Annotated in this window: 12 protein-coding genes; 9 read left to right on the top strand and 3 right to left on the bottom strand. The window is 52.5% G+C overall.

Annotated features, from left to right (window positions below; genetic code table 11):
• The first annotated feature begins 239 nt into the window (after positions 1 to 239).
• The 6 genes from CpATCC19410_RS00370 (at position 240) to CpATCC19410_RS00395 (ending at position 6,313) form a co-directional block, all read left to right on the top strand.
• Positions 240 to 1,718 (top strand): PepSY-associated TM helix domain-containing protein, encoded by a 1,479-nt coding sequence (locus CpATCC19410_RS00370; protein ID WP_086591952.1) that lies wholly within the window; start codon positions 240 to 242, stop codon positions 1,716 to 1,718.
• A 70-nt stretch (positions 1,719 to 1,788) separates the two neighbouring features.
• Entirely contained in the window at positions 1,789 to 2,859 is a 1,071-nt protein-coding gene (locus CpATCC19410_RS00375) for a TIGR00730 family Rossman fold protein (protein ID WP_013240935.1), read from the top strand.
• A 114-nt stretch (positions 2,860 to 2,973) separates the two neighbouring features.
• A complete protein-coding gene (locus tag CpATCC19410_RS00380; protein WP_014400901.1) occupies positions 2,974 to 4,644 on the top strand; it encodes a DUF885 domain-containing protein in 1,671 nt (556 codons plus the stop codon).
• A 51-nt stretch (positions 4,645 to 4,695) separates the two neighbouring features.
• The gene (locus CpATCC19410_RS00385) at positions 4,696 to 5,112 is read left to right on the top strand and encodes a MarR family winged helix-turn-helix transcriptional regulator (RefSeq protein ID WP_013240937.1); all 417 of its coding nucleotides are present in this window, start codon (positions 4,696 to 4,698) and stop codon (positions 5,110 to 5,112) included.
• An 8-nt stretch (positions 5,113 to 5,120) separates the two neighbouring features.
• Entirely contained in the window at positions 5,121 to 5,477 is a 357-nt protein-coding gene (locus CpATCC19410_RS00390; RefSeq protein ID WP_013240938.1) for a hypothetical protein, read from the top strand.
• Positions 5,477 to 6,313, top strand: coding sequence for a hypothetical protein (locus tag CpATCC19410_RS00395; RefSeq protein WP_013240939.1), 837 nt, complete (start codon positions 5,477 to 5,479; stop codon positions 6,311 to 6,313). Before CpATCC19410_RS00390 ends, CpATCC19410_RS00395 begins: the two co-directional genes overlap by 1 nt.
• A 5-nt stretch (positions 6,314 to 6,318) precedes the next feature.
• Here CpATCC19410_RS00395 and CpATCC19410_RS00400 read toward each other — a convergent pair whose 3' ends face one another.
• Together CpATCC19410_RS00400 and CpATCC19410_RS00405 are read right to left on the bottom strand one after the other, a co-directional pair.
• The gene (locus CpATCC19410_RS00400; protein ID WP_013240940.1) at positions 6,319 to 7,401 is read right to left on the bottom strand and encodes an AbrB family transcriptional regulator; all 1,083 of its coding nucleotides are present in this window, start codon (positions 7,399 to 7,401) and stop codon (positions 6,319 to 6,321) included.
• 60 nt (positions 7,402 to 7,461) lie between these two features.
• Positions 7,462 to 8,058, bottom strand: a complete 597-nt coding sequence (locus CpATCC19410_RS00405; protein WP_014300379.1) for a hypothetical protein — start codon at positions 8,056 to 8,058, stop codon at positions 7,462 to 7,464.
• A 72-nt stretch (positions 8,059 to 8,130) separates the two neighbouring features.
• On the opposite strand from CpATCC19410_RS00405, the gene CpATCC19410_RS00410 reads away from it, so the two are divergent.
• The 3 genes from CpATCC19410_RS00410 to ulaA all read left to right on the top strand — a co-directional run bounded on the left by CpATCC19410_RS00410 (position 8,131) and on the right by ulaA (position 11,442).
• A complete protein-coding gene (locus CpATCC19410_RS00410; protein ID WP_014400902.1) occupies positions 8,131 to 8,943 on the top strand; it encodes a TSUP family transporter in 813 nt (270 codons plus the stop codon).
• A 130-nt stretch (positions 8,944 to 9,073) separates the two neighbouring features.
• Positions 9,074 to 9,889, top strand: coding sequence for a PTS sugar transporter subunit IIA (locus CpATCC19410_RS00415; RefSeq protein WP_013240943.1), 816 nt, complete (start codon positions 9,074 to 9,076; stop codon positions 9,887 to 9,889).
• An 11-nt stretch (positions 9,890 to 9,900) separates the two neighbouring features.
• Positions 9,901 to 11,442 (top strand): PTS ascorbate transporter subunit IIC, encoded by a 1,542-nt coding sequence (ulaA, locus tag CpATCC19410_RS00420; RefSeq protein ID WP_013240944.1) that lies wholly within the window; start codon positions 9,901 to 9,903, stop codon positions 11,440 to 11,442.
• Between the two features lie 15 nt (positions 11,443 to 11,457).
• Here the strand turns inward: ulaA and hrpB are convergent, their stop codons facing one another.
• Positions 11,458 to 13,914: an ATP-dependent helicase HrpB gene (gene hrpB / locus CpATCC19410_RS00425; RefSeq protein WP_014400903.1), complete on the bottom strand. Its 2,457-nt coding sequence runs from the start codon at positions 13,912 to 13,914 to the stop codon at positions 11,458 to 11,460.
• Between the last annotated feature and the right edge of the window lie 128 nt (positions 13,915 to 14,042).

The raw sequence follows: 14,042 nt of genomic DNA on the forward strand, positions 1-14,042 counted from the left end.
GACATGACGCCGAACTTCGACGTGTTGAAAAAATTAATAAAGGTTTGAACTTTGGGAACTCTTGCTGACTTTTACGCGACAACTACTAACGTCGCGCGGGTGCATCTCTTAGCGTGTCGGGAAATGATCCTCGCCCTTGGCTCACAACGGGGATAGTCCCCTTTAGGGTGCGCCCATCGCGGTGCGGCTGTTTTTCAGTCCGTAATCCAACTTGTGTATGAAAGCGGTATTAGGAATACATGGTCACCACCGATCAAGCCCTCTCGGCGGGAAGTGCAGCGGCAAAAGTTGCAGAATCTGGCACTGGACGTTCCGGCGAAAAGAGCGGGAAGTCCCGTCATTTGCCACGCCATCTACGTCGACTTCATTTCTTTGCGGGAATTGTCTGTGCGCCGCTTATCTTCATAGCTTCTCTCACTGGGCTCGCGTATGCCTTTGCCCCGACGCTGGAGAACGCGGTGTACTCAAGCAACACCACTGTTGAGGTTCCTGCTGATGCGAAGCAGCTCCCAATGGAAAAGATCGTGGATATAGCTACTCAACGCCACCCCGATCAGCCCATCTCTGGTATTCGTGTTGGCGAAAAAGATCAGGCAGTACGAGTGCTGTTTAAACACCCCACTAAGAGCGCAAGCTTTAGCGATGCCGTATTTGTTAACCCTTACAATGGCGAGATCACGGGAGACATGGTGCAATATGGCAACGCTGGGGCGCTGCCATTGCGAGATTGGTTGTCTCACGGACATCGTGATCTGTGGTTAGGAGATATCGGCCGCTTCTATTCTGAGTTTGCGGCTTCCTGGCTTGGGGTCCTAGCTGTCAGCGGCGTGTACCTATGGTGGAAGCGTCAGCGCAGCGGTACCGGAAGGATCGCCGCTATGTTGAAGGTATCTGGCCGTGGACGCACTAGGAACCTGCGCTGGCACGGCGCATTGGGTACAGCTCTTGCGCTGGGCATGATCTTTTTTACCTTCACAGGCCTAACATGGTCTTCGGTGGCCGGTACCAATATTGGCAAAGTTCGCACTGAGCTGAATTGGACTACTCCGAAAGTAACTACTTCCCTCGACGGTTTCGCCGCCCCTGCAGTAAAAGATCCGCATGCCGGCCACGACCATGCCGGTCACGATCATGGCAGCCATTCGGCGACCTCGCCCTCTGCAAAGCTGAGCCTTGCCGAGCAAGCTACACACGTTGCGGCGACTGCTGCTGCTGAATTGCGTAGCGGTGTCACCTTGCGGCCGCCAAGTGAAGCAGGCCAGGCATGGAGCGTCATGGAGAATCGCCAGGCGTACCGCAAAGATAACAACTCTATTGCAGTCAATGGCGATACGGGTGAAGTAACGGCCCGTCTGGCATTTGTTGATTGGCCTTTTGCTGCGCAAGCTACGGCATGGATGATTCAGCTGCACATGGGCACGATGCTGGGGCTTCCCAACCAGATTGTGTTGGGATTGCTTGCGGTAGGCATCATCATCTTGGTTGTACGCGGTTATATGTTGTGGTTCCAGCGTCGTCCGCAAGGCCAACTCGTGGCGGATGCACCCACGCGCGCCCGTGGCGCGGAGCGTCGTTTTGGCCTGGCGGGGATCCTCGCAGTGGTGGGCATGATTGCTTATGGATTCTTTGCCCCAGTATTTGGTGTTACTTGCTTGGCCTTCGTGGTGCTCAGCGTGCTCTGGGACGCGGTGCGCTCGCGGCGTCGTAAAGCAAGCTAAAGCTTCGGACGTATGCCATAAGCATATGTATTCATAGTTTTATAGGGGAATCACACTAGACTGATTCCCCATGAGCTTTTCCCCTCAGGAGCCGTTGATTTCCGGCCTGACTGTTCGCGCCATGACTTCGGACGACAAAGATATACGTGCAACCGCACTGTTAAAAAACTTAAATCGCTTTGAACAGCGTTTTGATGTGCAGGATTTTGCGTCCGAGCCTTTGCGTAATTATCTCGATTTTGATCCTACCCGTGGCGATATAGGTCTTCTCCTCGCTGATGATGCGGGAGAGACCGTCGGCGTGATGTGGGCTGCCTTTATCAGAGGATTCGGGTTTATCAACGCCAGAGTTCCGGAATTGACGCTGTACCTTGCGGAGGAATGGCATGGCAAGGGCGTAGGTCAATGGATGCTGGATCAGGCTGAAGAGTACGGCCGGGTCCATGGTTGGCCGGGGGTTGCGGTGAATGTGGAGAAGGAGAGTCCCGCTCGACGCCTTTATGCGCGCTGCGATTATGTGACTCAAGACGGTGGATCCGCGGCGGGGAGTGTGATGCTCAAAACTCTCAGCCCGAAAATTCGGAGCGTGGCAGTGTACTGCGGTTCTGCACACGGGGCACGACCGGACTACACCGCCGCGGCGCGTGCGCTCGGCACGGCGCTTGCAGAACGCGGCATCACCATGGTTTATGCTGGCGGGAAACTGGGGTTGATGGGGGAAACCGCAGACGCTGCTATCGCTGCAGGAGGGGAGGTGCATGGTGTTATGCCTCAGAATCTTGTTGATCTAGAGCAGGCGCACCCAAGACTAACTCGACTGGACATCACAGAATCCATTGCTGAGCGTAAGACTCGAATGGAAGATCTGGCAGACGCTTTTGTAGTTTTGCCCGGCGGAATGGGCACCATGGAAGAAATGTTTGAAGTGCTAGTCCGCCAGCAGCTTGGCCCTTACTGCGGCCCCGTGGCGCTTTTTAACGTAGAGGAATATTGGGAACCACTGGTCAACGCCTTCCAAGCGATGAGCGAAGAAGGCTTTATTGCACAGCGATACATTGAGGCACTGGTTATCGCGGGAAACACGGATGAGCTTTTTGAGGGCTTTAGCAACTGGGTAAATCCCGGCCTGAAATGGAACTAGCTGAGGGGCTATAAGGCTTCAAGGTGCCATTTTCCCTTGGAGCTTTGTCTGCCAGAAGCAGAAGGCGGTCTACTTCTTGGAAGGAATTCGCGCTTCTGGCTAAACTAGCCAACCATGACTCACGGAAATGCGGACGTGCGGCCCCCCTCGCTCCTTGATGCTTCCTGCGAAGCATTTGTTCATGACCTTGCTGCGTTATCGCCGACTGAGGCGACAGCATGGGGGATTGAGGGACATGCGGGAGAATTACAAGATTTCTCCCCGGCCTATTGGGAAGCCGTAGCGGATCGTAACCGTGAGATGCTCGCGGATGTTGATGCATTGGACGACGGCACCGATGACTGCGACGACGAAGACGATTTTGATGAGGTCGATATCGTTACCGCTGCCGTTCTCAGGGACCGGGTGTGTCTAGATCTGTCACTGCACCATAATGATGAGTTTTTAGGCCAGCTCAATAACATCGCGTCTCCGATTCAGACCATCAGGGACACCTTCTTATTGATGCCGCAAGACACCGAGGAGCAGCGCGAGGCCATTGCATCTCGTCTATCGCAAGTAGGCAAGGCACTCGCGGGATACCGGGAGTCTTTGACCTTGGCGGCCTCGCACGGAAAAGTATCGGCGATTCGCCAGATTGAGGCTGCAATCGGACAATGCCGTGAGCTCACACAACCGGGTTCTATGCTCGACAAATTGGGAGTGGATCCGCATTCTGACGCTGTGGTGTCTGCAAAGAAGTCTTTTGGTTCTATGGCCGAGTGGTTGGGCGACCAGTTGGCACCGCATGCTCCTCATCATGATGCGGTAGGTCGAGAGCGGTACGAGCGTTTTAGCCACCTATTTGTAGGTGATGTAGTAGATCTTGACGACGCCTATGAGTGGGGCCTTGATCGGCTGCAAGAGATAGTGGCCGAACAGCAAAATATCGCTGAGAAGCTCTATGGGTCAGGAACTTCCGTTGCCGCTGCCATGAAGAAGCTGGATACTGAGTCGCGTTATACGATCACAGGTACTGATGCGCTGAGGGAATGGATGCAGGAACAAGCGGATAAAACTATCGCTGACCTCAACGGTGTTCACTTTGATATTCCGCAGCCGGTACAGAGCTTGGAAGCCTGCATTGACCCTGCTGGTACCGGCGGAATTTTTTATACTCCGCCTTCGGATGATTTTTCTCGCCCCGGCCGCATGTGGTGGTCTGTTCCAGCGGGACAAAATACTTTTCATACATGGCAGGAGCTAACCACTGTCTTCCACGAGTCTGTCCCGGGACATCACCTTCAGTGCGGCCAAGCGGTTTGCGAGCGTGAGAACCTGAACCTTTGGCGCAGAATTGCCTGCTGGAATTCGGGGCATGGCGAGGGGTGGGCGCTTTATGCGGAACAGCTAATGGCGGACTTGGGTTATCACGATGACCTAGGTACTCGGATGGGAATGCTGGATGCGCAGCGTCTTCGCGCGGCCCGCGTTGTACTAGATATCGGTGTTCATCTAGGAAAGCGAACACCGGAAGGAAGCAGCGTTTGGGATGCGTCGTACGCAAAATTCTTCCTGCGTGAAAACTCTGCCATGGACGAGCGCAACCTTGCTTTTGAACTGGATCGTTATCTAGGCTGGCCCGGTCAGGCTCCTTCTTACGCATTAGGGCAGCGCCTGTGGCAGCAGTTGCGCGACCGTGCTTTAGATCAGGGGCAGACGCTCAAGCAGTTCCATACTCGGGCACTGTCTTATGGATCAATCCCCATGTCTATCCTCGGAACACAAGTTTTGAAGGCTAGCTGAGCTTTATACTTAAGCTTGGTGTAATTTAATTGCGCACAATATAATTAATATATGGCCAAAGATCATGCACTTGATGAGCTCATCTGCTTTCAGTTATATACAGCATCTCGTCTGATGCAGCGTATATATCGCCCTTATTTCGACGACTGGGGTATCACCTATCCGCAGTACCTGGTTCTCGTCTGCTTATGGGAACGCGATGGCAGATCGATTGGTCAGCTTGCAGATCCACTGAATTTGGATAGCGGAACCCTGTCTCCTCTGCTGCAGCGCATGGAGGATAATGGGTTTGTTCGTCGTAAGCATGTAACGGATGATTTTCGAAGATTACGTATTTTTCTTACTGCTAAAGGCAAGCGGCTCAAACCGCTTGCCGATAAAATGCAAGAGGAACTCGTGGAGACACTCAGGCTTGATTACCAAGACCTTGCAGCTGTACACGACCTCGTGAACAAAATTAGCCCCTAAGAAGGATCATGGAAAAAGACGGTTCAAAGAAAAGTTCGCGCAAATCTTGGAGCTACGTAATGATCATGATTTTTTTGCTCATGATTATTCTGGTTCCGCCGCTGCTACATCTTTTTACAAGCGGCGGCATCATACTAACAGCATTGTTGCTTTTAGCATTGACTTTTGGCTTTATCGACGCACGAACCTTTCGCTTTACCGCTAGTTTTCCGCTGCTTATTGGGGCGGCATACTTCATCGCCATGCAGATGTACTTTAACGCAGGGACCTGGATCTATCTCCCCATTATGGTGGTCCTTGCTTTTATAGGCGGCGCTTTTGGGGATCCTCGAGGGATGCGTTCTTTTGGGGAGGATGAAGGCTGATGGAAATATGGTCTTTTGAACACCCTGATCTGGGCGTTATTAGTGTTGAGCGGGGTTATGATGCGGAATTTCGTGAGATCAACCCGGATTGGCCGGAGGAACCTTCTGAGAAAGAAATCCGCCATGTTGATTCCAACGCGGGGTTCAAGGAACGTATAGAAGCTCTTGTGCACAATCCTGCGGTCCGGTTACAAATTAAGGTGAATGGCGAGATAAGGCGTCAGCTTACCGACGTTCCCTCGGGTCGAATAGCCTTGAGCAAATCCATAGGTGACTCTTTAACTACGTCAGTTATGGCAAAGGTAAACCGAAAAAAGCCTCACCTTTACGTGCATTCCAATATGTTCAACGAGATTCTGAGCATCGAGTATCGCGAAGGAAACCAGGTCGTAGAATTTACTCCTCCTGCGGGAACCCGGGGACATAAACGTCAGCAAGCGATGCAAGAAAGCAGCATCAAACGGCTCCTGTTCCCCATGATGGCAGGCCTGGGCAAAAGCGGCTGGGCAATTGGTGTGATCATACTGGGGCCAATAGTCAGCAGGGTCGTGAAAAAACTATTGGAGTTGCTGCCAGAGTGGGACTTTATTGATCTTCCAGAACTTCCTTCAATTAATCTTCCTGTCCCAAGATTTCCGCACATTACGTTACCCGTGGTGCAGTTTCCCGATTGGGAGTTGCCTCACTTTGAGCTCCCATGGTGGGTAATGTTTCTTCTTGAATATAAAAAAGTCTGGGTGCCCTTGATGATCGCTATCTTTGTGGGCATCGTGGCGGTCCGTAATCACAAGAAATCTGAAGAACAGAAACAGCAGTGGGAGTCTGACCAGACCTAAAAGTATCATGACGCTTTAGGTTTTCCGCGTCGCAGTAACTGGAGAAACGCGGGTATCCATCCAGCTAAAGCAATCACGCTGATGAGTCGGATAACCTGAGTAGCCACCACGACCGACCCTGCTCCTCCTTCACTAGAGAGTGCCAGCACGGTTTCTAACGCACCCGGACTAGTAGCTAGATACGCTTCAAAGTAAGAGATATGCAGCACGGACATAAGCGGCCATGCAGTCAGCGCGCAGCCTGCTATTAACACAACAACAAAGAGGATGGTGGAGGGAAGCTGGGACGCGAATGCTTTGAGCGCGCCTAAAGAGAGTGAACCACCGCAGATCCACCCAATGGAGAGAAAAGCAAAGTAGCGTACGGGCTCGGGTGGCGCGAGGCTTACCTCATGTGGGATAAAAAATCCGGTGACAACCAGCAAAACCATCGGACCTAGGATCGATGCAGCTGGCAATCTTAAGAGCTTGCCCACCCGATGTCCTACCAAGGCGATAACAATCACTATGGTCAATGCCCACCACGGTTGCGACTGTGCTGCAGCTGGCAGAGCAGTGCTGGTGGATGAATGTGGGAAAAGATGTGTTATCAGTGGGAGGGATACAGAGACCGTGAGTAGGCGCAGATACTGGCTGAGTGCGACATAGCGATAGTCAGCGCCTAGGTCTTTAGCGAGTAGCGGCATAATAGAAGCGCCTCCGGCCAGCATGGAGAGCACTCCGGTTTCCTGACTGATTTCCGGTTCTTTGTGGGTGAGCAACAATCCGCCACTAACCCCGATCATTAATGTCACAATAGTCACCGCAATGCCGGGCAAAACAAAGCGGCCGAGTTGAAACAACTCGGTGGAAAGTAGTGGAAGAGCTGCGAGAATACCGATAAAACCTCGAGCGAAATTAAACAGCTGACGGTTCATTGGCAGCTCTTTGCCTGTAATGAGGGCCGAAGCACCGGAAGTTGCAATAGCTGCAAGAATCCACGCAGCAGGCACATGGAGAAAAGCAAAAAGAAAGCCAAGCGCAAGGGATATGGGTGCCACCACAGACCAGCGGAGAGCAAGATCTCTATCTGTAATGAATCTTCTCATCGGTCGAGCGCTCCTTCCTAACAGGCGTCCGACTTTAGCCTGGGTCTATGGTGCTACCTCCTACGCTGAGACTTTTTCAAAAGAGTCACGAGTAATCCGGACTCCAGGCCCCTGATGCTCACGTATTGTCACGCTACCGGGTGCGGTCAGGTCGATGATTGCTGCGTCAACGGAGTACTTCTTGCCGGCGTCGAGACGCTTAAAGGCACTGCCGTCTATGGCGGTGCCATCGCCAGTAGCACTAAGTTTTAACGGAGGGAACACCGCCTTGAGCCTATTGGCCTGCGGATGATTTCCGCTCGTGGCTTTCCAAGTAATCGCATGCGTAGTGGGGGAGCAATCAGCGAGGACACCCGATTGATAATCAATCACACAAGCAAGAGTGACTTCCTTATCCAGCGCCAGAAGATATCCTCCGGCTGGGATCGGGGTAGCTGCTGGGGGTGGCGTCTTTGCTGAAGTTGAGTCTTTCTGCGGGATAGCGGGCGTTGATGAGGAACTCGGTGCAGGCATGGGCTGCTGAGTTGTTTGAGTAGTCGGGGATGTACTCGATGCATCGGCGACTGTGGCTGTAGGCTGCGGCGGCTTATTATTTGCGCATGAACCCACACCAAAGAGAACTACTGCGGATAATGCTACGGTGAAGAGCTTCTTCATGGACATTCCTCCGGTTCACAAGGACCTCTGAAATAGATCACTTTTGACTATTACCGAGCGTAATATCTTCTGATGGAATTGGCAGCCATCAATACGCCGGAGGTAGCAGTGGACATTGGTGTGGGCGGTTGGGGGATCTTGATTGCCGGTGCAGGAATAGCTGGGTGGATTGATGCCATGATTGGCGGCGGAGGCCTGGTGCTTATTCCTCTTATCATGGCCGTCGCGCCGGGACTTGCCCCAGTTGTTGCTATTGCGACGAATAAATTTGTGGCTGTGAGCGGAACCGCCTCGGCCGCTGTGACAATGACTCGGAAGGTGGGGGTTGACAGCTCTCTGGTGCTTCGGCTGGTGCCTATCGCGGCCCTGTGCTCGGCGGGGGGTGCGTTACTGGCTGCGTGGATAAGCAAAGACGTGATGCGTCCGGTGGTGATCGGACTTATGCTGCTAGCTGGTATTTTTGTTGCTTTTAAACCAGAATTTGGGCAAGGAGGGCACGCAAAAAGTGCGAGTGCTCGACGGCGTGCCCTTGCCGTTCTGGCTACCGGGGGTATTGCGCTTTACGACGGCATCTTTGGGCCCGGGACCGGCATGTTTCTTATCATGGCTTTTACCGCGTTGCTCTCTCAAGATTTTTTGCGTTCGGCGGCCTTAACCAAAGTTGTAAACACTGCCACCAACCTGGGGGCTCTTGTTGTGTTTATCGCAGCTGGCCATGTTTTGTGGTCTCTAGGAATCGTTTTGGCCGTGGCAAATATTGCTGGTGCACAACTTGGAGCCAAAACGGTATTGGCTGGGGGGACTAAGATTTTGCGCCTAGCACTCTTGACCCTGGTAATCGTGATGAGCATATACCTGACAGCGCAGCAGTTATACGGCGCATAGGCGTTATGAGGTCGTGGGAGCGTGAAATAGACAACTGACGGGGCCTGGCGCAGGTGCTATACATATCGTCAAGCTCTTAGTATGCACTTCTGCCATCGCGTGTGAGTGCTGAACTCCTTAGGATGTCACGATGCCAAAGCTCAATGAACTGCTTGCAGATGAATCAATAGAACTGCATGGAAAAGCAGAGACCTGGAGTGATGCCATTGCCAAATCTGGTGCCCTTTTAGAAAAGACAGGTGCGATAACGGATGAGTACACCAGGGCAATGATCGAAAATGTGGAAGCCAACGGACCGTACATTGTGGTTGCGCCAGGCTTTGCTTTTGCGCATGCTCGCCCGTCCTCTGCGGTGAAAAAGACTGCGATTTCTTGGCTGCATTTGGATCAACCAGTTTCTTTTGGTCATTCGAAGAATGACCCCGTTCACCTAGTGGTTGCTCTTGCCGCGCAGGGAGACACAGTACATACTGCCGCGATGAAAGACTTGGCACAGCTACTGGGAGACAAACAGCGCAAGAACGCCCTTGACCAGGTGAAGACCGTGGAGGAACTGCGGGCGGTCTTGGAAGATGACCTGACCGTGAACTCGGCGGTTAAGCCTGCAGCAGCGGTTGCCTCTACAGCTGATTATTCTGCAAAAACGCAGGCAACAGCACCAAAAGGAAAAATACTCACGGTGTGTGGGAACGGCCTAGGGACCTCTTTGTTTCTGAAAAACACAGTGGAACAGGTGCTCGATTATTGGAAGTGGTCCCCTTATTTTTCGGTCGAAGCCACCGACACGATTTCCGCAAAAGGGCGCGCTCATGAGGCAGATTTCATTTTGACTTCGGGGGAAATCGCAGCGACCCTCGGTGATCTGGGAGTGCCCGTCTACGTTATCCAGAACTTTACTTCACCAGTAGAAATTGACTCAGCTCTACGGCAGCTTTTCGACGTCTAACGGAGGCACACATGAACGTCCTACTTTCGATTGCGGAATTTCTTGTCAACGAGATTCTTGCCGTTCCAGCGTTTCTTATCGGCATCATTACGGCTGTCGGCCTAGGAGCAATGGGGCGAGGCGCCGGTAAAGTGCTTGGCGGTGCGTTGAAAGCAACGTTAGGTTTTCTTCTTATCGGGGCAGGTGCCGGCCTAGTTTCGGATTCCTTAGCGCCGCTAGGAGTGATGATCCAAGGCGCTACCGGAGCACATGGTGTTGTTCCTACCAACGAGGCGATCGTGGGGATAGCTCAGGAGCACTATGGTAGCCAGGTAGCTTGGCTCATGATTTTGGGATATGCCGTCTCCTTGGTGTTGGCGCGTTTTACGCCGTTACGTTATGTTTTTCTCACTGGCCATCATGTTCTTTTCATGGCGACATTGTTGACTATTGTTATGGCCACCGCTGGTTTTAGCTCATGGGTGGTTATCACCGCCGGTGCTATCCTCCTTGGTATTTTGATGGTTTCTCTTCCCGCCATCGCACACCCGTGGACCCGTCGAATCACGGGTGATGACTCAGTGGCGATTGGTCACTTTGGCACTGCCGGCTACGTGGCTGCTGGTGCCATGGGTAAGTTAGTAGGGGGCAAAGGCAAGAAGATCAGTCCTTCCACCGAGGAACTGAAACTGCCTGAAGGACTAAGATTTTTACGCGATTCTATGGTGGCTACTGCACTCTCGATGGCGTTGATGTATGTAGTTTTAGCAGTGCTTTTCATCTTCAGGGCTGGTAAAAACGAGGCCTTCACTGCCTTTACCGGAGGTGCTACAGGCGTAGGAAATTATCTTATGCAGTCGGTGACTCAGGGCCTACAGTTTGGAGTAGCGGTAGCCGTGATCCTTTTTGGCGTGCGTACCATCTTGGGAGAATTAGTCCCCGCTTTTCAAGGTATTGCGGAAAAAGTGGTACCCCGTGCAATCCCTGCACTGGATTGTCCTATCGTGTTTCCTTATGCGCAAAATGCTGTGCTGATAGGGTTTATCTCCTCTTTTGTTGGAGGTCTCATCGGGTTGGCAGTGCTTTCTGCATGGTTGAATCCAGTATTCGGGGTGGCACTAATCCTCCCGGGTCTAGTTCCACATTTTTTCACTGGTGGCGCGGCAGGAGTTTATGGAAACGCCACGGGCGGACGCAGAGGCGCACTATGCGGGGCATTTGTTAATGGGCTACTCATCACCTTCCTTCCAGCTTTTCTTCTTGGAGTCCTTGGCTCTTTCGGAGAAGCAAACACCACTTTTGGTGATGCAGACTTCGGGTGGTTTGGAATTCTTATTGGAGAAGCAGCGCACGGCGGGCAGACCGTGGGGCTTATCCTGATTGTTTTCATAGGCATCGCAATACTTGCACTTGGGCTGTGGTCGCAGAAAACGCTTGTTCAAGGGAACTGGGATCCTGCTCCACTTCGTTCAGGTGGTCTCGCTTCAGTAGATACGGAGTGTCAGAACGTTGCTGTTTATTCGCGCATAGCGCCTCCACAAGGTGCGCCAATTCCGCCGCCGCCACTGGGGTGAGGCACCAAGCACAGTTTATGAGAGGGCTTTTTTAGTCTTTCCGGTGGCTAACGCCGTTGTTGGGTCTTCCGGCCAAGGATGTTTGGGGTAGCGTCCTCGCATTTCTGAGCGGACGTGGTGGTATGGGCCACCCCAAAAACTGTGCAAGTCATCGGTGACTGCTAAGGGCCTACCGGCCGGTGACAAAAGCTGAAATTGTAGTGGTTGACCGCAGATAATGGGGGAGTTTTGAAGCCCAAAGCATTCTTGGAGCTTAATGCTGATTTTAGGTCGCTCCCCGGAGTAATCGATGCTGGCATTGCGTCCGCTTGGTACGTTGAGGGTGCTGGGAGCTAGCTCTTCTAAGTGAGTAGCTTCGGGCCAGGGGAGCAGCCGTTGGAGCGCCGGATACATATCGACTTTAGCGATAGGCGTCCCCGATAACAGATAGTCGATTTCTGGAGCGAGCCATTCTTGCACGGTGACGGAATCGAGGTTTGGCCAAGGATCTCCATAGCAGTTATGCAAGTGTCGGAGCCGATTTTTCAGGGTTAAAGCTTTCTCTGAAAAATTAAAAAGGTTTAATCCACGAGACTGAATTATCTCCTTAAGTGCTTTCCTCGCAGAGTCGCCTTCCAAGGCACAAGGTGTTGAGCTTAATACGATGGCACCCGCTCTGGTCACGCGAGTTCCTCGTAGTTTCCCCTCGGCGAAAGTAGCTGTGGTGTCTTCTGATACACCAATGATTTCTAGCGCAGTGGCTTTATCAATGGCAGCAGCCGTATGAATAACCGCATGGTTGTGCGGCCCTTGGGACAAAGCGACTTCCGAGATCGCAAGCCATGGTGAGCCCGACAGCGATGGGATATTACGAAGGAACGCTCTTGTGCCTTTGGCCAACAGGTATGATTCACCGTCTGCGCGGGCAATATTTTCTGGGAAAGCGCGACCAATAGCCTCCCCGGGAGAAACCGGCTCTGAGTGGAGGGATTTCTCCTGATAGGAATGATTCCTAGATGAAGGCTCTCCGTGCCTATGGGAAATGAGCTTTTCTAGCCTAGTTTTTTCTAACTCATAGTGACGCTGCCCGGCGAGATTCTGAATTTCTTTGGAAACATCACCTCGAATATTGGTACTTAAAGCAGCGACAGTGGGAATTGCTGAGGTACCGCATTCCAGGAGTGATTTCCCAAGTCGCGGATCGGCGGGGAGAGTAGCTAACGTACGTCCGAGTTCGGTGCAGTATCCCGAGCTATCCAAAGCCCCTAATCGGGTAAGGGTTTCTACTGCTTGTTCCATTGCTACTGCCGGTGGGGCAGTAAGTAGCGGAAATCCCTCGCCACGTGGTGCACCCCAGCTAGCTAAAAATAAGGCTGCTTGAGTGAGATCGGCGGAAGATATCTCTGGTGGGATATGAGGGCTAAAGCGAGAAAACTCTTGCGCTGAATAACACCGCAGCACATGGCCTGGCCCCTCGCGTCCGGCGCGACCAGCTCTCTGATCCGCAGAGGACTGACTAGTACTCACTGTGACTAGCCCGCTCATTCCCCTTCCAGCATCGCGTTTAGGGATACGGGAAAGTCCTGTGTCAACGACGATCCTTACTCCGGGCACAGTGAGAGAACTTTCTGCTATAGACGTAGACACGACTATTCGTTGTTCAGCAGGACTAAGCGCTGCTTCTTGCTCAGTGCTGCTGAGCTGCCCGTGCAGGGGCAGAACCTTGACGTGTGTAGTGGCTTCTAGAGCAGCGCATAGTGCGGAAACTTCACGAACACCCGGCACAAAGACAAGCGCAGAATACTCTGATTGTGAGACGGCGTGCGCGGTAACTGATGCTAAGTGATGAATATAATCTTGACTAAAATCCGAGCGTCCGGGTGCCGGACGATAGTCTATGTTCACAGGGTGCGTAACGGCGTTTACCGTCACAATGGGTGCTGCACCTACAAGACGTGAAAAATCGTGAGCATCTACGGTTGCAGACATAACAGCAAGGAATAGATCAGGGCGTAGCTCTCGGAGCTCGATGAGCATGCCTAGAACTAAATCGGTATCCAGTTGCCGCTCATGAACCTCGTCCACGATAACCGCCGATACTCCTGGTAACTCTGGGTCAGACAAAAGTCGGCGTAGAAGCACGCCTGGAGTAACAAACTCTATGAGCTTGCCGCGCCGAGACTCACCTCGCATACTAAAGCCCACGCTGCCACTATTTTTATGCAGGCCATCAAGGAAGATGAGTCGCTGTGCAGCTGCGCGGACAGCGACGCGACGAGGCACCACCACAATTACTTTGCCCTGATTGCACTGACTAGACCTGTTTTTATTCAGGATATTGGAAATTAACGGTGGAATTACTGTAGTTTTTCCCGTGCCCGGTGGCGCCTGGACTATCACGGAACCAGCAGCAAGCAAAGCCGACTCTATCGCGGGAACAGAATCCATAACTGGAAGTCCGCTACCAATGGAATCGAGGTCAAAGAAAGTCATAGTGGGATATATGCTACTGCGTGGTTTCGGCGGCTCTATTGCAGACCGTTTTCCAACCGCCTGTCTGCTGGAATGTGTAACTGTGGTGGGGATGGCTGCTTCAGCAGATATTGGATGACACCACTTTT

It is taken from the genome of Corynebacterium pseudotuberculosis (assembly GCF_002155265.1).
GTDB classification, from domain to species: domain Bacteria; phylum Actinomycetota; class Actinomycetes; order Mycobacteriales; family Mycobacteriaceae; genus Corynebacterium; species Corynebacterium pseudotuberculosis.

Coding starts and splice junctions, on each gene's coding strand:
- ulaA (WP_013240944.1), top strand. CDS start 9,901: ATGAACGTCCTACTTTCGATTGCGGAATTTCTTGTCAACGAGATTCTT.
- CpATCC19410_RS00370 (WP_086591952.1), top strand. CDS start 240: ATGGTCACCACCGATCAAGCCCTCTCGGCGGGAAGTGCAGCGGCAAAA.
- CpATCC19410_RS00380 (WP_014400901.1), top strand. CDS start 2,974: ATGACTCACGGAAATGCGGACGTGCGGCCCCCCTCGCTCCTTGATGCT.
- CpATCC19410_RS00400 (WP_013240940.1), bottom strand. CDS start 7,401: ATGAGAAGATTCATTACAGATAGAGATCTTGCTCTCCGCTGGTCTGTG.
- CpATCC19410_RS00415 (WP_013240943.1), top strand. CDS start 9,074: ATGCCAAAGCTCAATGAACTGCTTGCAGATGAATCAATAGAACTGCAT.
- CpATCC19410_RS00390 (WP_013240938.1), top strand. CDS start 5,121: ATGGAAAAAGACGGTTCAAAGAAAAGTTCGCGCAAATCTTGGAGCTAC.
- CpATCC19410_RS00375 (WP_013240935.1), top strand. CDS start 1,789: ATGAGCTTTTCCCCTCAGGAGCCGTTGATTTCCGGCCTGACTGTTCGC.
- CpATCC19410_RS00410 (WP_014400902.1), top strand. CDS start 8,131: ATGGAATTGGCAGCCATCAATACGCCGGAGGTAGCAGTGGACATTGGT.
- CpATCC19410_RS00405 (WP_014300379.1), bottom strand. CDS start 8,058: ATGAAGAAGCTCTTCACCGTAGCATTATCCGCAGTAGTTCTCTTTGGT.
- CpATCC19410_RS00395 (WP_013240939.1), top strand. CDS start 5,477: ATGGAAATATGGTCTTTTGAACACCCTGATCTGGGCGTTATTAGTGTT.
- CpATCC19410_RS00385 (WP_013240937.1), top strand. CDS start 4,696: ATGGCCAAAGATCATGCACTTGATGAGCTCATCTGCTTTCAGTTATAT.
- hrpB (WP_014400903.1), bottom strand. CDS start 13,914: ATGACTTTCTTTGACCTCGATTCCATTGGTAGCGGACTTCCAGTTATG.